This is a genomic window from Thalassotalea sp. ND16A, assembly GCF_000764205.1.
Lineage (GTDB): Bacteria > Pseudomonadota > Gammaproteobacteria > Enterobacterales > Alteromonadaceae > Thalassotalea_A.
Map to the genome: position 1 here is coordinate 87,699 of NZ_JQDZ01000047.1, position 23,253 is coordinate 110,951.

Below are 23,253 nucleotides of genomic sequence, written 5' to 3' on the forward strand. Positions count from 1 at the left end.
TCCGAAGGTAGATGAGTTTTCAAAAATTTACGACACTGCCAAAGGGTACGCCCGGTGATTGGCAAAAAAAACCATCAGATGTGGCCTATCATCGATTCGATCGTAGGTATATTGCACGCTGGCTTTTTTCAATTCTACGGCCAAGGTATATGAATTTTTTACCGAGGCAATCGCATCTATTTTGCCATCGATTAACAATGCCGAATGACCGTTTCTATCGACGTGGCTGATGGAAGAAGCTTCATTGTACACTTCAGCAGCCTCTGCCTGAGGCTCACCAATGAATTATTCTACTTTGGGTGGTACATAAGGATCCGCCTGCCCCGTTGGAATTGGTGGGAATTTTTTCAAAGAAGCCGCATGTTCATAAAGTTGTGGCAGCCCCTTTTTTAACACCCAGGTATGAGGAAATAGTACATTATTTTTTTCCTGAGGATCTGTCATCAGGTCATAAACTCTTGGCATAGTGTAAGTGGTTAATCTATCATCCCAGGAATTTTGCTCTTTCATGTGTATTTTCCAGTTTTTCCATTTTACCCCAAAGATGTCATTGCCCATGTAAACGACAAAGCCATCACGACCAGACTCTTTCTTTTTCCCTAACAAGAAGTCGGAAACATCAATACCATCGATAGCACGATCTGTAGGTACTTTACCGCCAATAATTTTTGCTAAGCTAGGAAATAAGTCCATCGCGTGAACAATTTCATCACTTGACTGACCCGCTTTTATTTTTTTTGGCCAGCGTATCGCAAATGGTACTCGTAACGCGCCTTCAAAACTGGTAAACAGAGTGCCTCTCCACGGGCCTGCTGAACCATTCACCACAGTTTCTACGGTTAAGTTAGTATTTTGAAAATTAGTGGCTTCAGGACCATTATCCGCAGTAAAGATGAAAATAGTGTTATCGCTAATGCCTAAATCATCAATAGTGTCGGTCAACTCTTTCACATAGCTGTCAATTTGCATTAACAAGTCAGCCCAAACACCATTGCCAGACTTCCCTTTAAAATCTGGGTGTGGGATGGTGGGGAAATGAGTAGCCGTATACGGCAAATAGACAAAAAATGGCTTGTCTGCTTTGGCATTTTTTGTCATAAAGCTTTTTGCCCGATCGGTCAAATCCCGGTCAATGAGTGCCCTGTATTCTAAATTATAGGCTCTGGATTTTTTAGGTGTTTGGCCCTTTATACTGTCCAGTACATACGGCTCAGCTATGCCTGATTCGGCAAAGCCTTCGAGTGCCGTATATACTGACTCATCGGTAGTATTTGGAATACCATACCATTCATCAAAGCCCTGATCGGTTGGGAATCGACCTTTGGTTCTACCTAAGTGCCATTTGCCATACATACCGGTTGCATAGCCAGCATTAGACAGCATTTCAGCCATAGTAACTTCCCATTGTACTAAGCCATAAACCCCTTCCCCTAAAGGAACAGCACCATTGCCACTGCGTGCAGCATAGCGCCCGGTCATTAATGCAGAGCGCGAAGGAGTACATTGCACTTCCACATTGAAATTTGTCAGCCTTAAGCCTTCACTAGCAATCTTATCCAAATTAGGGGTTGCCGCTCCACGTATGATCCCTCCGCCATTAAAACCGGGTTCACCCCAACCAAAATTGTCCATAAAAATCAAAACAACATTTGGCTTTGCTGTCGCTGCTGGGGCAATGAAACTAGCAAGCATGAGCACGATTGCTGAGCCTGTTATCATTATTTTATTAATATTCATAAATGTCCTTAATCTATGTGTTGATTTGATTCAATCTTGATTGTTAAAAACTCATAGCCGCAGAAAGAAAAATATGATCTCCCTCAAGACGGTTTTCGGCTTTATATTCATTAAGCCATTTAGCTATAATTGAAATCATTTGTCCCTTAATGGTTGGCATCCATAGCACGGCCGGCCCGACACCTGCAGCTCGCCCTTTAAAGCCTCCGAGTACAGCTCCCTCTCCACTATCACCAGTGATTTGTTTTATATAAAAACCATGGACACCTATGGCGAAAGTATCGGATAAAAACTGATTAAACATATAATCAAGATGAACTTCTTCACCGGTTTGATAATTTGTCTCTTCATTTTCAGTATTGTAAATATAGCCAAGGTTAAACGAATAATCCTGCCCGGTTTCCAGGTTTAAATAGGTAGCAGAAAAGTTGGTATCGAAAGACCAGTAATTTAAACTGGGATTAATGTTCTTATTAATGTCGTATTGACCTGTTGGTGTGACAATGTATTCACCCAAACTAAAATGAAAGTTACCGCGATTCCAAAAAAACATAGCCGGTACAAAAGTGATATCGCCCAAATCAGTAACATCGTCTTCAACCCTAAGGCTATTAATGTTGGTATCCAATTTGGTATGAGAAATAGGTACGACAATCCCTGCCCCGTATTGAGCGCCAAAGATTTTTAACTCTGGCGTATACAGTACAGTGGTTAGATTTATCAGCAGAGTCAGTTCTGTATCTAATTCAATATTACCGGCACGAGAAGTTAACTCGGAGTCGGCATTGTAATAATAGACGTCATCTCGAACTGTGATGCTGGTGCTAGGTTGCACGGCAGCAGCAAAATCACCGTAAGTGCCAGGAAGGTAGTTGCTATAACCACCTTCGGCAGCCTGTATAGTAAAAGGGAATGCAAGCGCTACAACTAAGGTAACTTTTTTACCATTAAATATTTCCTCATATTAATAAGCGCTGCTTCTAGCATCACATCACTACCGTTTATTGGTGAAAGTTAATCAATCAGTGGGCGAAGTTCAGGTAAGCATTTTTATTTCTTTATAAATGCACCGATTGATTTCAACCAGAAGTATTTAAAAAAAATTAACGTAAACCAGCAAAACAAGCAGTCGAACCTGCTAACGAAGCTACTCTCGAAACATACAATCAATAAGAATTTTTTCAATCACCGAAAAATAATTCAATGAAATTATTTACAGGCCATGAAAATTATATTACCGTGAGTGAGTTGTTTAAATTTTGTAATGAAAGTTTAAACAACATTTTATCAGCCTTAATAGCAAAAAAGGTATTAGGCCCCCATCTTAAATGTGTATATTTCGTGAGGATAATCATGTCGAGAGCAATAATATTAGTCATTGACAGTTTTGGTATCGGTTATGCGCCAGATGCCGATAAATTTGGCGATCGTTCTGCTAATACGTTTGCTAACCTGGCTCAGGCTTATTACCAAGAGAAGCAACAGCCAATAAACATTCCTAATTTAGCTTCTTTAGGCTTAGTTGCTGCCTGCGAGCAAGCATCAAACAGAACTTTTCCCTATGTCGGCGGGAAACCTGAAAAAGGTGCTTACGGCTATGCTGCGGAAATTAGCTCAGGCAAAGACACCCCGAGTGGACACTGGGAAATGACCGGCGTACCGGTCCTTTTCGATTGGGATTACTTTACCAACAAAGAGCAAAGTTTCTCTGTAGAGTTACTCGAAAAAATTTCCAAAAAAACCGGAGTAAAATCGATATTAGGGAATTGTCATGCTTCCGGCACAACCATTATTGAGCAATATGGCGAAGACCATATTAACAGTGGCATGCCTATTTGTTACACCTCAGCAGACAGCGTTTTTCAAGTTGCAGCGCATGAAGAATCTTTTGGCTTGGCCAACCTTTATACTTATTGCGAGCAAGTTCGTGAGTTACTCGACGATGAGAAGTTAAACATTGGCCGGGTAATAGCTCGTCCATTTGTTGGCAATGATGCCAGCAATTTTCAGCGTACCGGAAATCGCCGTGATTACTCCGTTTTACCTCCTTCAAAAACGGTACTGGATAAAGTCTGTGCCAAAAACGTAGGGGACGTAATAAGTGTCGGCAAGATAGCAGACATTTTCGCCCACCAAGGTATCAATGTTACCACAAAAGCTACGGGGTTAGATGCTCTTATTGACGCCACATTAGAGCATATTAAACAGCGTAAAAACGAAAGTATTATTTTTACCAACCTGGTTAATTTTGATCAAGATTACGGCCATCGACGCGATCCGATTGGCTATGCGAAAGCTCTGGAACATTTAGATCGACGTCTACCTGAATTCTACCAACTGATGAATGACGAAGACATATTGTTTATGACCGCAGACCACGGCTGCGACCCTACATGGCCGGGTTCTGATCACACCAGAGAATATGTTCCGCAACTCGTTTATTCAAAATCAATTAAGTCAGTGAATTTAGGCGAGAGAAATACCTTTGCCGATTTAGGTCAAACCATTGCAGAGATGTTTAATGTCTCACCAATGGATTATGGCACCTCCTATTTCACCGAGATTTCTGACTAAAAATTTTACACATTTGGCTGTTGTTAAAATATTCACAATAACTCTGAAGCAAAATTATAAATAATGTTTTAGAACAATTATAACAAGGGATAACACCTATGAAAGATATAAAAAAGTCTGCGCTAACTTGTTCGATCCAAGCTGCTATCATTACCTCTGCTATCGGCATGGGGAGTCAAGCCCTAGCCGAAACTGAAACAAACGCATTAGATAAAACAAAACTCGAAGTTATTGAAGTAACTGCCCGTAAAAGAACTGAGAATGTGCAAGAGGTACCTATTGCGGTTACGGCCTTACAGGGTGACAAACTGGCCGCTATCAGTTCAGGTGCCATGGATATTCGCTTTTTAAATGCACGTGTTCCCAGCCTTAGTGTTGAGTCATCCTTTGGTCGTACCTTCCCGCGCTTTTACATGCGTGGCTTAGGCAATTCCGATTTCGATTTAAACGCCTCACAACCGGTATCACTCGTGGTTGATGAAGTCGTGCAAGAAAACCCGATATTAAAAGGTTTTCCGGTATTTGATGTCGCCCGGGTTGAAGCCTTAGCCGGTCCTCAGGGTACCTTGTTCGGCCGTAACACCCCTGCAGGCCTGGTGAAATTTGACTCAGTAAAACCGTCACAAGACTTTGACGCCTTTGTCTCAGTATCCTACGGCAGTAAATCTACTTCCGATGTAAGAGCTGGCATTGGCGGTGGTTTAACCGACAACTTATCGGCGCGTATTTCAGTATTGCGTCAAGATCGTGATAATTACATTGATAATGAAGCCCCTGGCTTTGAAGAAAGTGATGTATTAGGTGGTTACACTGACGAAGCCATGCGTCTTCAGTTTTTATACGAAGGCGATGATTTTAACGCGTTATTTAACTACCACATGCGTGATTTAGACGGCGAACCGGTAGCATTCTACGCCAATGCCATTAAAACGGGGAGTAACTCCTTAGTCAGTGGTTTTGACCGTGACACTGTTTTTCATGACTCGGCTTCACGGGCTACGCAGCAAGTAGAAACTGAAGGGGCCAGCTTGAAGCTGGAATTTGATTTCGATGATTACACGGTAACCTCAATTACCGGTTATGAAAGTGCCGAGTTATTCTCTCGCGCCGATGTTGACGGTGGTTACGGCTGTAATGGCTTTGGTTGTCCGCCAGTGGAATTCGCTACCGGTCCTGGGGTGATAAATATCAGTTCAGAAACTGCTGATGGTATTCCAGATCACGAGCAAATTACTCAAGAGTTACGTTTAACCAGTAATTTTACCGGCGATTTTAACTATCAAGTTGGGGTATTTTACTTTAGCGAAGATTTAACTATTGAAAGTTTTTCTTATGATGCCTTATTCGCTGCAGGTGCTGAAAATGGTTATGTAGTGCAAAATCAAGACACTACAGCTTGGGCGGTGTTTGGTTCATTTGATTACGATTTATCTGAACACACTTCAATGACCTTAGGTTTACGTTATTCAGACGATGACAAAGATTACAAAAACCTTAGAACCCAATCACCATTGTCTTTCTTAGGCTTCCCTGATGTTCAAGCTGGTGAAGAAAATACCAGTGATACCCACGTAAGTTGGGATTTAAGTATTTCTCATAAGTACACAGATGATATCAACTTGTATGCCCGTATCGCCGATACATTCCGTGCACCAAGTATTCAGGGGCGTTCATTGTTTGAACCTGATGAAGGTATCTCTGTTGCCGATTCAGAAACCATTCTGTCGTTTGAAACGGGTATTAAAGCCGATGTATTAGACGGTAGTGGCCGAGTTAACGCGTCAGTGTTCTACTATACCATGGACGATCAACAATTAACTTCCGTTGGTGGTGATAGTAACACGGCCCGTTTATTAAACGCCGATGAAACTATCGGCTATGGTTTTGAACTCGATTCAGAATTTATGTTAACCGAAAATCTTGCTATCACTGTTGGTGCCAGTTACAACAACACCGAATTAAATGATGATTCATTATCGGTTCCTGGTTGTGCTTCATGTACGATAACGGATCCATTAAATGCTGATGGGGAAGCGATTGTTGATGACAACAGCTTACCGCATGCACCAGAGTGGATTTACACCTTTACTGCTCGTTACGCGCGTGAGATTGGCGATGGTGAATTCTACATTTACACCGATTGGTCATACCGTGATGAAATTAGCTTCTTCTTATATGATTCAAAAGAATTTACTGGTGATGCATTACTCGAGGGTGGCGCACGTACCGGTTACTCCTGGTCTACTGATGAGCAAGATTTTGATGTTTCATTATTTGTTCGTAACATCACTGATGAGCAACAAGCGATCGGCGCGGTTGATTTCACTAACAACACTGCCATTGTCAATGAAGAGCGTTTTGTTGGTGCAGAGTTTAAAGTAAGTTTCTTTTAATCGATTATTTTAAATATTCCCTGGTACCAAAAGTAGCCAAACGTATTTGCTACTTTTGGTCACTATTGCAAGTGTAAATAAAGAAATTAATATAAAGGTAAATTAATATGGCAACACCACATATATCAGCGGAGTTGGGAGACTTTGCTAAAACAGTTTTAATGCCCGGCGACCCACTAAGAGCTAAATATATAGCAGAGACCTTTTTAGAAAATGTGAAATGCGTAAATACCGTACGTAACGTTTTAGGCTACACCGGTACTTACAAAGGTAAGCCGATTTCGGTAATGGCTTCTGGCATGGGGATCCCTTCAACCTGCATTTATGCGACAGAATTATATAATGATTATGGTGTTGAAGAGATCATTCGTGTCGGCTCTTGTGGTTCAGTACAGGATGAAATCAACTTAGGCGACATTGTTGTCGGTATGGCAGCAAGTACGGACTCAGCGGTAAACCGTCAGCGCTTTAATCATTGGGATTTCGCCGCGAGTGCCGATTATGGTCTGTTGGCAAAAGTGATGAAAACAGCTGAGTTAAGCCAACAGAAAGTAGTAGTTGGAAATATATTTAGTGCTGATTTATTTTACACCCCTGACTTTGAAGTGTTTGCAGTTATGGAGAAATTAGGCATCGTTGGCGTCGAAATGGAAGCCGCAGGGCTTTATGGTGTTGCAGCTGAGTTAGGGAAAAAAGCATTAACGGTACTTACCGTAAGTGACCATATTAAAACCGGTGAAAAAATGTCCGCGCAAGCACGACAAAATACCTTTGCTGACATGATGGTTTTGACATTAGAAAGTGTCATTTAAGTTAATTACTTTCGTAAGGTTACGGTAATGCCTATTGCTGACTTCGGCTGAACTAATACGGCTAAAGTGTAGTATTTTAAACGGCCTGTAAAATCAATTCAGGCCGTTTACAATCAGTAATTTAATACGAAATCCGCCGATGTTTCTCCGATGATCAAATCAGTTATTGCTCCTGTCCTTAATGCAGCTACAGCAGCTTTGCCTTTACTTTTTCCACCAACAACTGCACATACTGTTGTTTGACATTTGAGTATTTCCGCAATTTTAATACCCAATGCAAGATCATTTGCTGCATCGATTGCCTGCCCGTCAATATCGAGTAGAGTCCCGAAAAAACCAGCTACCGCTTGTTGTTGCAAAACTTTTTGCCAAAGTTGCTCATCTAATAGATGATTATTGGTAAAAATACTATTATTAATGACGTCATCAATGCCCACCACTATTCTTTCTGACGTAAGAGCCTTCTCGTGCAAAGCCAGAATGGAGGGTTGTGCAAGAAAAATGTTCTTTTTATCTTGATTAAGGGCAAAATACGGATGAGGTAAAAGAAAACCTTTCGCTTGTGTCTTAGTCACTAAATCATGAATTACATCTTCTTTCATGATCGCGTGATTCTGTTTAATACTCCCTGAAATGGCAACAAAATCAACACCAGGGCAAGAAATACTGGGCAGCGAACGGGCCATTGATTTTAGTGTCCTGCCTTGACCAACACCTATTCTCTTAACCTTTGAGCGACTTAACCAGGCATATAATTCTTTTGCTGCGGCATAGCCGGTGATATCAATGCTCTGCTGCTCATTCAATTCTTTATCCGGAACGACCTGGCAGCTAGCAAGTGAAAAATTTGCCATTATTTGTTGTGCTTTAGCGATACAATCTTCAGGGTAGCTCGCAACCCAAGCCTTAACATAGCCATTTTTCTCTGCCGTAGAAATCAGTCTATGCACCTTTGCCGTGGATATATTTAAATAGCGGGCAATTTCAGATAATGTTTTATTTTCAACATTGCTAAGCCAGGCGGCCTTTGTCGCCAGCGAATATTCATAATTCGTTATCTTATTGGTCATTACATCAACTCTCAGTAATTATAGCGGCAGCAGTATCAGAGTCGATAACTAAATCGCTAATATAGCCGCCACGCAATGCGGCACGGATTGCCATTGACTTGGCTTTACCGCCGGCAATAACTAAACTACTTTTTTGTTTTAATGAGGATAAATCCAAGGCTAAAGCAATTGGCACATTTTTACCGGTGACAGGTTTGCCATTTTCATTGATGAAGTGGCCAAGAATATCGCCAACGGCTCCCTGTGTTTTAAGGTTTGCGATCTCTTGTTCATTAAGGCCAAGAATATTTTTCATATGCTCAGTATCATTGATGGTACCGATACTAAAAGCATACATAGAAGCGTTCGTGGCTAATGACATAATAGAAGAAGTGCCCTGCCGCTTTAATGCCGAATTTGCTTCCGATCTTGTTCTTGCTATCGCAGGAACCGGGACTAAATATCCCTCTCCACCTGCTTTTTTACAGATATCCTCAATAATTTCAAAAGGATTTGTTTCCAGATTAGCACTTAAGCAACCGTGCAATGCGATCCAGGCGTAGTATTGACTGTAAGGTAACTGAAGATGCTCAGCAACTGCGCTAATCGTTCTACTTTTACCTAGCCCTATCTCGGGTTTTGATAAATGGCTAATCATACTTTGTAGCTTATGGGCGCCAGCTTCCATTAGGGGGTCACCACCTAACGTATGATAACTGCTTGGCGCCAAATCAGTTTCACAGACAATACAAGAGTTAAGTGAAAACATTTGACAAAGCTTCCTTTCTAAATTCAACAAAGTATTAGGGTTGCCGTCAATGGTATAAGAAATTTGTTCCGTTTCTTTGGCATAGGATAGCAATCTATTGACCTTTGAACGAGAAAGCCCGAGCAAATCAGCAGTTTCATTTTGTTTTATATTAGCTCCATAAATATACCAGGCAGACCTAAGGCCAATTGTTGTATTTTGAGACAATCGCAATTACTCCTACATAAGAATTTATAAATAAAATTCTATCATAAATTTAAAGGCTTATAGCATTTAATAAGCAAGCCCATGAAATATTTTAGCAGGATATCAACGCGAATCGTGAAATAATTTTCACACAAAGAAAAATAAACCATGAAATTATTTACACGCAGCGAAAAATATATTAACCTAAGTGCACTAGTATAGATTATTCGTTTTTAAAATGCCTGAATATCATTGTGTCATTGTGTAAACACTGTGTATTTAACGGGTCTGGTAATCGCGGCATAAAAGAACAGCTGAATTCACTAAAGCGAATACTTCTTCTATGCTTTATCTGTATTTTTAAAGATATTTTTATTTTCAACTCTTTAGGTTAACCATTATGTCAAAAGTGCAAATATTATCTAAACAAGCAAGCCCTGAGGCTTCAGTTGTCCCTGTTTTTGCGCCTTTAGAATTTACGCCGCATTGGCTCGATTCAATTCGCGTAAACTATAGTGCTGCTGAACGTCGCATAAAAACACTGGCAGGAAGACGTTCGGTAAAAAAAGAACAACAACTCGCCTGGATGCTAAGAGCGATTAGTTGTATCGATTTAACCACTTTACAGGGTGATGATACCGAAGGCCGGGTGCGGCGCCTGGCGAATAAGGCACTAAACCCTTTAAGACAAGATTTAATTAAGCAAGCCAACTGTGAACAATTAAATTTAACCACGGGTGCCGTTTGTGTCTATCACTCAATGATCCCCGCCGCTCTTGCTGTTTTAAAAAATCGTGTGCCTATCGCTGCGGTATCTGCGGGCTTTCCTACTGGCTTAGCACCTATGTCGATAAAGCTTCAGGAAATTGAAGCTTCTGTTGCTGCCGGTGCCGCTGAGATTGATATTGTGGTGACTCGATCGCACGTATTAACCCATAACTGGCAAGCTTTATACGATGAGGTGAAAGCCTATAAGCTGGCCTGTGGTAGTGCACGGATGAAAACAATCATCGCAACGGGACAGTTAGGTAACCTAAAAAATGTCGCAAAAGCGTCAATGGTGGCGATGATGGCCGGCTCTGATTTTATTAAAACCTCGACCGGCACCGAAAGTGTTAACGCCACTTTATTAGTGAGTTTAATCATGATGCGAACCATTAGAGAGTTTTATCAGTTAACCGGTCGTAAAGTTGCATTCAAACCGGCCGGTGGTATTCGCACCGCAAAGGATGCCGTTAATTATTTGGTGCTGGTAAAAGAAGAATTGGGTGATGAATGGCTCAATGCAAATATGTTTAGGTTTGGTGCATCTGGCCTATTAACCGATTTAGAACGTCAAATTGAGTTCCATCTTACCGGCAGATACTCTGCTAATTATCGCCATGCAATGGCCTAACCGTTATTTAATACAGGATTACTTGCAATGCTTATAGAGAAATTTAATACCATGGCTTACGGTACGGCTCCAGAAAGTGATAAAGAGGCGCGCAAATGGCTAACAGAACATAAAGCCAAGTTTGGTCTTTTTATCAATGGCAAATGGGAAAAAAATGCTAAAGACGATTATTTTCCAACGGCATCCCCAGCAAATAAAGAAGTGTTGGCAGAAATTACCCAGGCTTCTACCGAGAATATTGATGAAGCGGTCGCTTGTGCGCGTAAGGCGTTAGCTGGCTGGCAGGCTCTTACCGGCCATGAACGAGCAAAACACCTTTATGCTTTAGCACGGTTAATTCAAAAACACTCTCGGGTGATATCCGTGTTAGAGTCTATGGATAATGGTAAAACCATCCGTGAATCGAGAGATCTCGATATACCATTGGCGGCCCGTCACTTTTATTACCATGCAGGCTGGGCGCAAATCAGTGAAACGGAATTAACTGGCTATGAAGCTTATGGTGTGATTGGACAAATAATTCCCTGGAACTTCCCTTTTCTCATGCTCGCCTGGAAATTGGCTCCGGCTTTAGCCGCAGGCAATACTATCGTGTTAAAACCAGCAGAATCAACCTCCCTTTCGGCGCTTTATTTTGCTGACTTAATTCAAAAGGCCGGCATTCCCAAAGGTGTTATCAATATTATTACCGGTGATGGTGAGGTCGGTGAAGCTATCGTGAATCACCCAGACATTAATAAGATAGCTTTTACTGGCTCGACTAAGGTCGGACAAATTATTCGTCGTGCGGTTGCCGGAACCGCGAAAGGTTTAACCCTTGAACTGGGTGGTAAATCCCCTTTTATTGTCTTTGAAGATGCCGATCTTGATGGCGCCGTAGAGGGTTTGGTTGACGCGATTTGGCTTAACCAAGGGCAAGTTTGTTGTGCCGGTTCACGCTTATTAATGCAAGAAAGCATTGCCGAAAAATTAATCGCAAAAATTAAACATCGGATGAGTAAACTGCGTGCCGGAGACTCTCTGGATAAATGCATTGATGTGGGTGCCATCATTGATGAATCACAACGGCAACAGATTGACACACTGGTACAACAGGGTGTCGCAGAAGGCGCGACTATTTGGCAGGCAGAGTGTGCTCTGCCCGAGAAAGGTGTTTACTACCCTCCTACACTGTTAACCGATGTAGGGATGAATAATACCTGTATGGTGAATGAAATTTTTGGTCCGGTGCTTACTGCGATCACCTTTCGTACCCAGGAAGAAGCAATCGAATTGGCGAATAATACCCGTTATGGTCTTGCTTGTTCGGTATGGTCGGAAGATATCAATCGCGCGTTAGAGCTTGCTCCGCAAGTTCGAGCGGGTGTCATTTGGATTAACGGCAGTAACATGTTTGACGCATCGGTAGGTTTTGGTGGTTATAAAGAATCGGGTTTCGGTCGAGAAGGCGGCCATGAAGGCATGCTGGCTTACGTTAAACCGACATTTTTAACGTCATTAAAAGATGAAAAGCCTATTGTTAATGTTACCCCGAAGAACTATACCACCAGCGCAAGCTTATCGACCATAAACCGTACGGCAAAAATGTTTATTGGTGGTAAACAAGCCAGAGCAGACGGTGGCGATAGTTATCCTGTTTTTGATAACAAAGGTAATCTAGAAGGCGAAGTCGGCTTAGGCAATAGAAAAGATATTCGAAATGCTGTTGAGGCGGCCGATAAAGCCGCTGGCTGGTCTGTAGCCAATGGCCATACCCGAGCGCAAATTCTTTATTACATCGCTGAAAATTTATCTTTAAGAGAAAAAGAGTTTGTCGAGTCGATAAAGCGAATGACTGGCGCCAAGCAAGCACAGGCCGAAAAAGAAGTATCGCTATCGATACAACGACTATTTTCTGCTGCGGCCTGGGCTGACAAGTTTGAAGGCTCAGTACACCAACCGCCAGTGCGTGGTGTTGTATTAGCAATGAAAGAAGCGGTAGGAATAATTGGTATTACTGCCGCTGAAAATAGTCCTTGGTTATCATTTATTTCGCTACTTTCTTCAGCGATAGCGATGGGCAACCGTGTCATTATTATACCGGGCAGTCAAGCGGCTCTAATGGCCATCGATTTCTATCAAATTCTTGAGGCATCAGACTTACCCGCAGGCGTAGTGAACATTATCACCGGTAACCGTGACGAATTAACCATGGCCATGGCGACCCATAATAATGTTGATGCACTTTGGTATTTCGGCTCACAACAAACCTCACAAGCAATCGAGGTGGAAGCCGCAGACAATATGAAGCGCACCTGGGTAAGTTACGGAAAAGCCTATGACTGGAGTGACAATGGGCAAGCCGAGGGGCGTAATATTCTAAACAAAGCGGTTGAAATTAAAAACATCTGGGTGCCTTACGGTGACCAGATGGGAGGTACAACCAAGTACTAATATCAAAGCCTTTGGGTAGTGGTCAATGTCTTTGACCACTACCCTTTCACCTTTTCACTCTTTCACCCTTTTACCCTTTTTATCTAATATTCTGTTGGAGGATTCATGGACTCTGGTATCTTGCGAGGTGGCTTTGGGATAGTTATCATTATCTTTGCTGCTTATCTACTCTCCACTAACCGTAGCCAAATTAATTGGCGTACCGTGGCTACGGCCTTTTTGTTGCAAATATCGCTTGGCGCATTTGTATTAGCCATACCCGCAGGCAGAGACTTCCTTACTTCCGTGTCGAATGCCGTGCAAAGTGTCATTGACAGTGCGCAAATAGGGATAAACTTTTTGTTTGGTGGGCTAGGCACTGATGCCATGTTAAACAATGGTGTCGGTTTCGTTTTTGCAATAAAAGTGTTACCCGTCATCATATTTTTTTCCTCACTGATTGCTGTGCTTTACTACCTGGGGATTATGCAATGGGTGGTAAAAATAATTGGTGGCGGCGTACAAAAATTACTTAAAACTAGTAAAGCGGAATCCTTATCAGCAACCGCAAACATATTTGTTGGTCAGACCGAAGCGCCCTTAGTGATCAAACCTTACATTGCCAAAATGAGCAAATCTGAATTGTTTGCGATCATGGTTGGCGGGCTAGCTTCCGTTGCCGGTTCGGTATTGGCGGGTTATGCTGGATTAGGGGTAAAGTTGGAATACCTTGTGGCGGCATCCTTTATGGCGGCTCCTGGTGGATTGTTAATGGCCAAAATGATTGTACCCGAAGCCAAAGATTACGTGGAGAACACAAGCGAAGCAGTTTTCGATGAGGACAAGCCGGCAAATGTCATTGATGCCGCCGCCTCCGGTGCCGTTTCTGGTTTAAAGCTAGCCGCATGTATTGGCGCCATGTTAATTTCTTTTATCGCATTAATTGCATTGCTTAATAATCTTGTCGGTAGTGTTACCGGCTTATTTGGCCTTGAAGGCATTACCATAGAGTGGTTACTTGGCTACTTGTTTGCTCCATTTGCCTATGTCATTGGTGTTCCTCTCGATGAGGTTTTACAGGCCAGTAGTTTTATTGGCCAAAAAGTAGTGGTGAATGAATTCTTTGCTTACGCTAACTTTGTTCAAGTGAAAGATGACTTAAGTGCAACCACTCAAATAATTGTTACCTTTGCCCTCTGTGGCTTTGCTAACTTAAGTTCAATAGCAATTTTACTCGGAGGTATTGGCTCTATGGCGCCAAATAGGCGTCACGACATCGCTAAGTTAGGAATGAAAGCAATGTTTGCCGCCACATTATCTAACTTAATGAGCGCAACTATCGCCGGTATCTTTATTTCGTTGTAAAGGACCATCTGAGGTAACTGTAAATTTGGGGAGTCATTTTAACCTATTAGAATAGGTCGAATTGCCTATCCATTATTTGACCGAAACTAGTATCTATAAATGGCAAGATATCGTCGGCTATTGGTTTTAATTGTGATTCGACATAAAAGCCATAATCCAATTCAGATGATAAATGCTCTACCGCTTGTGCTCCGTCTTTTGTTATATAGTACTCAATCCAGCCTTTATTTTGATAACGTAAAGGTTTATTAGTTTCTGCATTAATCGCATCAGCATGGCGTGCAGCTTTAACGTGTGGCGGTACATTCTTGATGTAAGTATCTAATTTACGTCGCAAACGTTTTCGGTATTTTAACTTATTATCGAATTCGCGGTTGTAAGTTTTTATTACTGTATCTCGAATAAATTCAATAACTTCTTCTTGATTAAAAACTCTTCGATATAACTCTTGCTGGAAATTTTTAGATAACTCAGTCCAATCGCTTCTAACCGTTTCCATACCTTTGAATACTAATAACATCTCATCATTGTTCATGACGGTGCCAGCGTAGCGCTTTTTAGTACCAATCACTTTTGTTGCTTTAGAAGCATGACCACGCACTGTCGGCATCAAAAACTGGTGAAAATGGGTTTCGAATTCGATTTCCAGTGACGACTCAATTAGATATTTTTGCTTCAGCTCTTTGGTCATTTTAGCATTGATATAATTCATCATCTCTTTGCCAATATCCTGACTTTGTTGATCGGTTTTGTCTTCACCAACACTGACAAAAATGGAATCGGTATCGCCGTATATCACGGTATAACCTTTGGCCTCAATCCACTCTTTCGTTTGATTGAGTAACTGGTGCGAACGTTTGGTAATAGATCCAGACAGTCTTGGATCGAAGAAACGGCAACCGGTAGATCCTAGAATGCCATAAAATGAATTCATGATAATCTTTATTGCCTGCGATAACGGCGCATTTTGTTGCCGTTTCGCTTTATCGCGCTCTGCCCATAATTCTTCGATGATGGTGGGTAGGAAATGCTTCTCTCGGGAAAAATAGGCGCCATCAAAGCCAGGGATTGGCTTTGATTGTTCACTTAAACCTTCATCTTGATGCTCTAACAAGCCTTCGATTAATCCCATAGGATCAATATTAAAGCTGCGGATAATGCTCGGATACAGGCTTTTAAAATCTAATACCAAGACATTTTTATAAAGGCCCGGAATGGAGTCCATCACATAGCCGCCGGGGGCGACTAAATCACTTTCGCCATCGCCCATATTCGGCGCCACATAACCACTGCGATGCAGTTTTGGTAAATACAAATTGGTAAACGCGGCAACACTGCCCCCAACCCGATCCAGCTCTAGGCCAGTTAAAGATGAGCGTAATATGGCAAAATCTAACAGCTGTGTTTTTTCAAAAATTAGCCACACCAGGCGGCAATCTTCAAGGTTATATCGGGCCAGTGATTGCTTGTCATATAAAAACTTACGAGTAATTTCGGCAACACGATTATCGACATCTTCGATATCTTTACCTGTGCCTAACAATTCTTGTGCGACATACTCCAGTGAAAAACTGGGAAAGCTATAGGTCGCGCTTTTTAACAAGTCGATACCATCAAGTACCACCCGGCCGGCAATTAAAATGAAATTTTGCTCTGGAGACATGCGGTTTTGTCGCCAGTATGGAGCGCTGCCATCACGGCCAATAGAAAATTTGATATTGTTCAAATCACAGCGTTTTTGCAGCAACTTGAAATCAAAATTAATCACGTTCCAGCCGATCAAAATATCGGGGTCGACCTTATTTAACCAGGTGATAAAATTGATCAATAACTGGTATTCATCATTTACCCACTCGAGATTATCGGCACAATCGGTTTCGGCATCACCAATGATAAACACCTTTTCAATGCTCTGATATTTACTATCTTCACCAAAACAGCCGATCGAGTACAAATCACCGGCCATTGAACATTCGATATCGATAGATAGCATTGACAATTGCGGGCTAAAGTCGGTGGTTCTCGCCTGTGCTTGATTGAACTGGGTAAAACCTACCGCTTGTTGTTCATAACCGACAAATTCCAGAGAGCTGGTGATAAACCGTTCCATTAAAAATCGATCTTCAGGCCGAACATCGTCTTCATAACATTTGATTAAATTGGATTTTAACAGGTCACGGGCTTTATAAAAGTTGCTCAGGGTTTTGAAATAAAAACCGTGCACGCTAAGCTGGTTAAACGTTTGCAATTCTAGCGGCTTACTTTGATGCAATAGGTTGGCGTTAATTAACAGCGCCACGGCATTTTCAGCTTGCTCGGTGGGCACAAAAAATACCGCTAACTCATTATTAATCGTAAGCTTAACTGGCCCACTCTCGCCCTTTAACCAATACGTTAACTGCATGCCATTACGGCTATCTTGTACCTGCCGGGTAAGCACATAACCTTTTTGCAAATTTGTTACCACTTTTATACTGTAAAAACCAAAAAACCTGTTAATATATACAGCATAGTAAATCAGCTGTACGCTAATGGAAACATAAAAATCATGTTAGGTGAAAAAACCAAGGAAATTATCCGCAACGCTTATAAAAAAATAGGCGACAGTCTTGAAAATTTTACCCCGCGTAAACAACAAGCCTATTTAATTGCCGAAATTGCCAAAACCATTGCTGGTGAATACTCGAAAGACAGAAAGCAAATCGTTATTGAAGCCGGTACGGGTACGGGTAAATCTTTGGCCTATTGTTTAGGGGCGATTCCATTGGCCGTTGCCAAGCAAAAGAAAGTGGTGATCTCAACCGCCACAGTTGCCTTGCAAGAGCAATTGGTGATTAAAGATTTGCCTTTTTTGCTGGACAATTCTGGCCTTGTGTTTACTTATTGTCTGGCAAAAGGCCGCCAGCGATATGTCTGTAAACAGCGCCTGGCATTGGCTTGTCATACCGACAGCGACTCAGGACAAACGGCATTATTTCAGGAAAAACCAAAAGCATCCGATATTAAACTGTTAAAAACCCTGAACGACAAGCTATCGTCAGGTAAATGGCAGGGAGATCGAGACTCCTGGCCGACGCCTATCCCCAATCATATCTGGCAACACATTCAAAGTGACAAGCACAGTTGTTTAAAACATTTGACCGAGCACACCCATTGTCCCTTCCATCAAGCCCGAGAACAAATGGATGCCGCCGATGTATTGGTGGTCAATCACTCTTTACTGTTGGCGGATTTGGAATTGGGTGGCGGCATCATCTTGTCGGAGCCAGAAGACAGCATTTACATCATCGATGAAGTACATCATTTACCCGACATTACCCGCGACCATTCATCGGCCATGGCCACGGTGAAAGGTGCGATCGACTGGCTCGGCAAAGTCGCTGTCACCAGTGATAAAATTAGCAACCTGAGTAAAAGTCAGCGGGCAATTTCGCCATCGTTAAAACTTGCCGATTTAACTCAGGAGATCATCGCCGATTTACAAAAAGTAAATTCGTTTTTGGATGCCAATCAGCAAGTGTATTTTAGCCAGGAGAAACAATATCGCTTTGAAAACGGCATTATCCCGAAAAACTTGAAAAACCTTGCCGAAGATATCGCCGGAGCCAGCAAAAAGGCACTGTCGGAAATAACCAAACTGTATAACTTACTGATGGAAGAAGTAAAAGACGGTTCGGTGCAAATGTATTTGGCCGAGCCACTGTTAGCGGAATCGGGCTTTGAAATCCAACGTTTGGAAAACCTGGAAAAAATTTGGTTTATGTATGCCAAAACCGACTCTGAAAAAGGCGCGCCACTGGCCCGCTGGATAGAAAAAACCACTGGTAAGCGCGATGACTATTTGATCAGTGCCTCGCCAATTGAAGTTGGTTTTATGCTGGAAGACAACTTATGGAGCAAATGTGAAGCGGCAGTGCTATGTTCCGCCACAGTATGTGCGTTGAACTCCTTTGACCATTTTCGTAGGCAGGCCGGACTTGGCAATAATGACGGCACCCAATACAAAAAACTCGATTCGCCGTTTAATTACCAGGAAAATGCGGTTTTAACTATCCCGAATATGCAATTTGAACCCAATGTTAGCGATAAGTTTACCGATGAGTTAATTAAAAAACTGCCCGGCATGCTCAAAGACAAGCAAGCCAATCTGGTGTTGTTCTCATCGTATTGGCAAATGGAAAAGGTGGCCGAGGCGTTACGCGACAAGAAAAAACTGAAAATTCAGGTGCAAGGCGAAACCTCGCGCCAGCAAATCATTGAAAGCCATAAAGCCTTATGTGATGACGGCAAAACCAGCATCGTTTTTGGTAGTCAGAGTTTTTCTGAAGGGCTGGATTTACCAGGAAAGTACTTAACCAACCTGATCATTACCAAACTACCGTTTTCAGTTCCTACCTCGCCGGTTGATCAAGCGCAAGCCGAGTACATCAAACTAAAAGGGGGAAATCCGTTTATGTCGCTAAGCGTGCCTGATGCCTCGAAAAAGCTGATCCAGTCTTGTGGTCGATTATTAAGAAACGAGAAAGATACCGGGATGATCAGTATTTTGGACCGACGCTTAGTGTCAAAACGTTATGGCAAAGAGTTATTAGACGCTTTGCCACCGTTTAAACGCAATATTGAGTATTGATTGAAGATTGGCTTATTCAATACCAATGTATTTATGCACTTGCACAGATAAACGCCAATTATTCTCAATACAAGTATCGATAGCTAGCTTGGTCGCCCTTTCTTTTTGGCTTATGGGTTGTAAATAAACCGGAGTTTTGCTGATACCGTGTTCGGCTAACAGTGACTTTAAATCATCAACGTGCTGTTCAGTGGCGACCGGGTGTTTAATTTCATTTGCTCGCTGCATTGCCGAAGATAAAATGTCGTAGCCGCCGCGCATATTCACTTTTGGTGAAACCGTTACCCAACAGTTATCCGATACCAATATTTCAAACGTTCCTGAGGTTTCAACCTGACAAGAATAACCGTGCTGTTCAAACAAATCGCAAATGGGGATTAAGTCAACCATGCATGGCTCACCACCGGTAATGACTACATGTTTCGCTTTAAAGCCTTTACTTTGAAAAATACGTAACATCGCTTGTGGATCTAAATCTACCCACTCATCCGTTTCTGCGGTTTTGTGTAACACCACTTCACTGCTAACTTCACTGTCTAGGTTAATTTCCCAAGTGTGTTTGGTATCACACCAACTGCACCCTACCGGGCAGCCCTGCAAGCGTAAAAATATTGAAGGTTGACCAGTAAATGAACCTTCACCCTGGATGGTTTCAAATAATTCATTAATTTTATAGTGACTCATCATAAATAATCTTTGGCATTGACTCAACTTCGAGTAAAATTGTTATTAATGATAAGTATACCTGAAGAGAGCTAATTAATGGCTGAAAATATGGCTGAAAACGCGACAAACACTGACAATAACAAAGTTGTTGTTATTTATTCTGGCGGTATGGATTCGTTTACGGTGCTGAACCGCGCCATAAAAGATGGCAAACAAGTGTACGCCCTAACGTTCGATTACGGACAAAAGCACGTAAAAGAAATTGAGTATGCCGCCAACGTCTGCAAAGAGTTAAACATTCCCCACAAAGTCATCGACATTAGTGCGATTAATCAATTGCTTGGCGGTTCGTCATTAACCGATGATATTGACATCCCTGAAGGTCACTACGAAGAAGAAAGCATGAAATCAACGGTGGTTCCAAACCGTAACATGATCCTACTTTCTCTGGCTGTTGGCTATGCGGTATCAAGGGAAGCGAGCCAGGTATATTATGGTGCGCATTCTGGCGATCACGCCATTTATCCGGATTGTCGTCCGGAATTTGTGCTGAAAATGAACGATGTTTGCCAAATAGCAAACTATCAACCGGTGGAAATTTATAGCCCGTATTTAACCGACAGCAAAATTGATATTTTAACCGATGGCATTTCTATGGAATTAGATTATTCAAAATCCTGGACCTGCTATAACGGCAGAGAAAAAGCCTGTGGCCAATGTGGAGCCTGCCAGGAGAGATTAGAAGCGTTTCGTGAAAATGATCTGGTTGACCCGTTAGAGTACGAATAATGTAAGCTGTTCCTAGTCCTTAGCTGTATTGGCTCTAACTTTAACCGACAATATTCCCAGCGATTACAGTATAGCCATGCAGTCCTCAGATGACACTAAGCGGAAGGTTTGGTTTGGCCTATTGATATTCAGGCAAAGTATAAAGGCCGACTCGGAGCTTTCGGAAAAAAATAAGGTGTATTTTTTAGCCGTTTGTAAGGTCGTCTCAGTTCGCTAAGCTGAAATCGAGCCATCGTCACTATGATTATCAGCGGCATGTTCGACAGCTGACCAGAGCTTTTTGAAAGCAATATATCTAGCAATTTAAGAGCAAGCCCTGAGTATTCGTTAGTGAGCTGAGGATTTCATACATCATCGAAAGAAAACCGGTAAACATACGCTTGTTCTGTACCAAATTTAGTGATTTAAATTCAAACTTCAACTTAAGAAATCGCTAGTTCACCTCAAAAATGTTTAATTTAAGTTAATGCTTTGTTATAAGAAAGGAAGGAAGTACATCAATGCGCTATAACTTGATGATTTATAAATTAAAATAATGGGAAGTAATATTGAAAATATTTAAACAAATTATACTCACCGTAGGCCTGACTGGCTTGCTGAGCAACAGCACGTTGGCAGCGAATTCTAGTTTTGATTTCTCGGCGTCACCCATTGCCGAAAATGTGTATAGCATTATTGCACCATCATTTGGCTTACCGACCCCTGAGAATAAAGGCTGGAATTCCAACAGTTACTTTATTGTCACCGAACAAGGGGTTCTGGTCTTTGATACCGGTTCTTCTGAATTAATTGGTAAAGCAATTAGAAGAGCCATTAAAGCTGTCACGGATAAACCCGTTCGTTGGGTAGTAAATTCACATAGTCATGCAGATCACTGGTTGGGTAATGCGGGGGTTACCGATACCGGCGCTGAAATTATTGCAAGTGGTCGAGCGATGACGACAATAAAAGAGGATGGACAAGGAGCGGTGCAGGCTTTTTCCCGCATGACTAAAGGGGCGACCGGCTCTACCCACATTGTGTATCCAACTTTGTTGTTGCCTCAAGGTGAAAAACGCAATCTAGGGGGAGTGGATGTTGAATTTATCTTTTCTAATGATGGCCATTCTCCGGGAGATGTTTTGCTGTGGTTGCCGAAACAAAAAATTATCTTTGGCGGTGATGTATTAAGCTCTGATTGGATGCCGATTATTACCCCCCATGCAAATGTACCTAATTTGATTGAAACCCTTTATGCAGTGGTAAAGTTGAACCCCACTATTGTCTTAACAGGACACGGTAAAGCAACCACGACCAAGTCGGTAATACGAGATGCTAATTTATTAGATAGTGTTTGGAAGCTTGTAAAAGAAGGCTATGAAAACAATAAAAAGCCTGATGAAATCCTCTCACATGTCAGCACTATGCTGGGGCCAAAATACAAGCCTTTATATAAAAATTTCAATTCTGCCATTAAGGAACAAGTTATGACGATGTATAAAAAACAGAAAGAGTAGATTTTTTAAAAACCTGTTATTTGCTAAGTGCCAAGGCCGGCTACTTGCATGAAATGATCTTCTAAAATGTATGGCGCGAAGAGCCGCGGTTGGCATGAGCCGGTGCATTTTAGGCTACTTGTTTTAGTTTCTGAAAATGGTCAGCTATGTGGCGAAAGTGAGCGAAAGGTGCAAGTTTAAATAACACTCTAAATCTAGAATTTCCAGCCAAAGCTTGCGCAACTACACCTTTGAATGTTAATGGAAAAAGCCGCACAGCAGCTTTTTCCTATTTGCATGAATAATGCTTACGTAGACTGGTATTGCCTTAGCGCTTAGCGTCCAATGCCTGTTGAATTTGATCCAGCTCATCAGTGCTAAATTTACCTCGGCTAAGCATATGTTGTATGGCTTTAGCATGACTATCACGGTCACCATCGGCTTTAATAAAAACATGATCACCATCAGTTCTCATCACTCTGTGAATGACTTGTTTATCTATGTGTCTTTTCTCGCCATTGTCATCATGCATTTCAATGACCACAACTCTTGCATTATCGCCATCAGCGCCCTCTTCACTAATCCACTCTAATTCGCGCACTACATCGTCAACTTCAACAACCATAACGTTCTCTTCATGTTGTTGATGAAGTTCACCGCCATGCCTTCTATGCAATTTTGGCATCTTGCCAAACGATTCCACAATAATGTCCTGACTCTCTTGCGGTAAATCGGCTATTTCTGTTTTTAACAGCTCAATATCATGCAACGCGGCTGTACTGATCTCAAACTCAGTAACATCACCATTATTGACAATGCTCACTTGTGCGGTCATCGAATCGTTGCTAATGATCTGAATTTCTCTTTCCATTTCAACATCTTCAGCGAAAGCCGAAGTGGCAACAAAAGACGATAACCCTAATGCCAAAGTGGTGGCCAAAATAGTTTTACTAAATGTGTTTAACTGTTTGTTCATGAATTACTCCGTTGTATTTATTTT

17 protein-coding genes are annotated in these 23,253 nt (G+C 41.9%); 9 read left to right on the forward strand and 8 right to left on the reverse strand.

Going from position 1 to position 23,253, the window contains the following annotated elements:
* Positions 1 to 27 precede the first annotated feature (27 nt).
* From ND16A_RS11005 to ND16A_RS10995, 3 genes are read right to left on the reverse strand one after another with little or no spacing between them, the layout of a single operon-like run.
* A complete protein-coding gene (locus tag ND16A_RS11005) occupies positions 28 to 282 on the reverse strand; it encodes a prolyl oligopeptidase family serine peptidase (RefSeq protein ID WP_327144300.1) in 255 nt (84 codons plus the stop codon).
* 3 nt (positions 283 to 285) lie between these two features.
* A complete protein-coding gene (locus ND16A_RS11000) occupies positions 286 to 1,737 on the reverse strand; it encodes an arylsulfatase (RefSeq protein ID WP_033077244.1) in 1,452 nt (483 codons plus the stop codon).
* Between the two features lie 43 nt (positions 1,738 to 1,780).
* Entirely contained in the window at positions 1,781 to 2,572 is a 792-nt protein-coding gene (locus ND16A_RS10995; protein ID WP_033077245.1) for a SphA family protein, read from the reverse strand.
* 518 nt (positions 2,573 to 3,090) lie between these two features.
* Between ND16A_RS10995 and ND16A_RS10990 the strand changes: the two genes are divergently transcribed.
* From ND16A_RS10990 to deoD, 3 genes are all read left to right on the forward strand, one after another.
* Positions 3,091 to 4,311: a phosphopentomutase gene (locus ND16A_RS10990; protein WP_033077270.1), complete on the forward strand. Its 1,221-nt coding sequence runs from the start codon at positions 3,091 to 3,093 to the stop codon at positions 4,309 to 4,311.
* Positions 4,312 to 4,409: 98 nt separating this feature from the next.
* A complete protein-coding gene (locus tag ND16A_RS10985) occupies positions 4,410 to 6,704 on the forward strand; it encodes a TonB-dependent receptor (RefSeq protein ID WP_033077246.1) in 2,295 nt (764 codons plus the stop codon).
* Between the two features lie 107 nt (positions 6,705 to 6,811).
* Positions 6,812 to 7,516 (forward strand): purine-nucleoside phosphorylase, encoded by a 705-nt coding sequence (gene deoD, locus ND16A_RS10980; protein WP_033077247.1) that lies wholly within the window; start codon positions 6,812 to 6,814, stop codon positions 7,514 to 7,516.
* Between the two features lie 113 nt (positions 7,517 to 7,629).
* Here the strand turns inward: deoD and ND16A_RS10975 are convergent, their stop codons facing one another.
* Positions 7,630 to 8,586, reverse strand: coding sequence for a sugar-binding transcriptional regulator (locus ND16A_RS10975; protein WP_033077248.1), 957 nt, complete (start codon positions 8,584 to 8,586; stop codon positions 7,630 to 7,632).
* Positions 8,587 to 8,590: 4 nt separating this feature from the next.
* Complete coding sequence (locus ND16A_RS10970) at positions 8,591 to 9,541, reverse strand: sugar-binding transcriptional regulator (protein WP_033077249.1); 951 nt, start codon at positions 9,539 to 9,541, stop codon at positions 8,591 to 8,593.
* Positions 9,542 to 9,920: 379 nt separating this feature from the next.
* On the opposite strand from ND16A_RS10970, the gene deoC reads away from it, so the two are divergent.
* From deoC to ND16A_RS10955, 3 genes are all read left to right on the forward strand, one after another.
* Positions 9,921 to 10,916, forward strand: a complete 996-nt coding sequence (gene deoC / locus ND16A_RS10965) for a deoxyribose-phosphate aldolase (protein WP_081945536.1) — start codon at positions 9,921 to 9,923, stop codon at positions 10,914 to 10,916.
* 27 nt (positions 10,917 to 10,943) lie between these two features.
* Positions 10,944 to 13,349 (forward strand): aldehyde dehydrogenase family protein, encoded by a 2,406-nt coding sequence (locus ND16A_RS10960; protein ID WP_033077250.1) that lies wholly within the window; start codon positions 10,944 to 10,946, stop codon positions 13,347 to 13,349.
* A 105-nt stretch (positions 13,350 to 13,454) separates the two neighbouring features.
* Positions 13,455 to 14,693, forward strand: coding sequence for a NupC/NupG family nucleoside CNT transporter (locus tag ND16A_RS10955; protein ID WP_033077251.1), 1,239 nt, complete (start codon positions 13,455 to 13,457; stop codon positions 14,691 to 14,693).
* Positions 14,694 to 14,739: 46 nt separating this feature from the next.
* Here ND16A_RS10955 and ND16A_RS10950 read toward each other — a convergent pair whose 3' ends face one another.
* The gene (locus ND16A_RS10950; protein WP_033077252.1) at positions 14,740 to 17,148 is read right to left on the reverse strand and encodes a DNA polymerase II; all 2,409 of its coding nucleotides are present in this window, start codon (positions 17,146 to 17,148) and stop codon (positions 14,740 to 14,742) included.
* Between the two features lie 93 nt (positions 17,149 to 17,241).
* Here ND16A_RS10950 and dinG point away from each other — a divergent pair, with 93 nt between their 5' ends.
* On the forward strand, positions 17,242 to 19,323 hold the full coding sequence (dinG, locus tag ND16A_RS10945; protein WP_033077253.1) for an ATP-dependent DNA helicase DinG: 2,082 nt from the start codon (positions 17,242 to 17,244) through the stop codon (positions 19,321 to 19,323).
* A gap of 12 nt (positions 19,324 to 19,335) precedes the next feature.
* On the opposite strand, the gene queE is transcribed toward dinG, so the two are convergent.
* A complete protein-coding gene (gene queE, locus ND16A_RS10940) occupies positions 19,336 to 20,010 on the reverse strand; it encodes a 7-carboxy-7-deazaguanine synthase QueE (RefSeq protein ID WP_235282049.1) in 675 nt (224 codons plus the stop codon).
* Positions 20,011 to 20,085: 75 nt separating this feature from the next.
* Between queE and queC the strand changes: the two genes are divergently transcribed.
* Both queC and ND16A_RS10930 read left to right on the forward strand, forming a co-directional pair.
* Complete coding sequence (gene queC / locus ND16A_RS10935; RefSeq protein ID WP_235282055.1) at positions 20,086 to 20,778, forward strand: 7-cyano-7-deazaguanine synthase QueC; 693 nt, start codon at positions 20,086 to 20,088, stop codon at positions 20,776 to 20,778.
* Positions 20,779 to 21,326: 548 nt separating this feature from the next.
* A complete protein-coding gene (locus ND16A_RS10930) occupies positions 21,327 to 22,274 on the forward strand; it encodes an MBL fold metallo-hydrolase (protein WP_235282057.1) in 948 nt (315 codons plus the stop codon).
* A 307-nt stretch (positions 22,275 to 22,581) separates the two neighbouring features.
* Here the strand turns inward: ND16A_RS10930 and ND16A_RS10925 are convergent, their stop codons facing one another.
* The gene (locus ND16A_RS10925) at positions 22,582 to 23,229 is read right to left on the reverse strand and encodes a hypothetical protein (RefSeq protein WP_033077254.1); all 648 of its coding nucleotides are present in this window, start codon (positions 23,227 to 23,229) and stop codon (positions 22,582 to 22,584) included.
* Positions 23,230 to 23,253 lie beyond the last annotated feature (24 nt).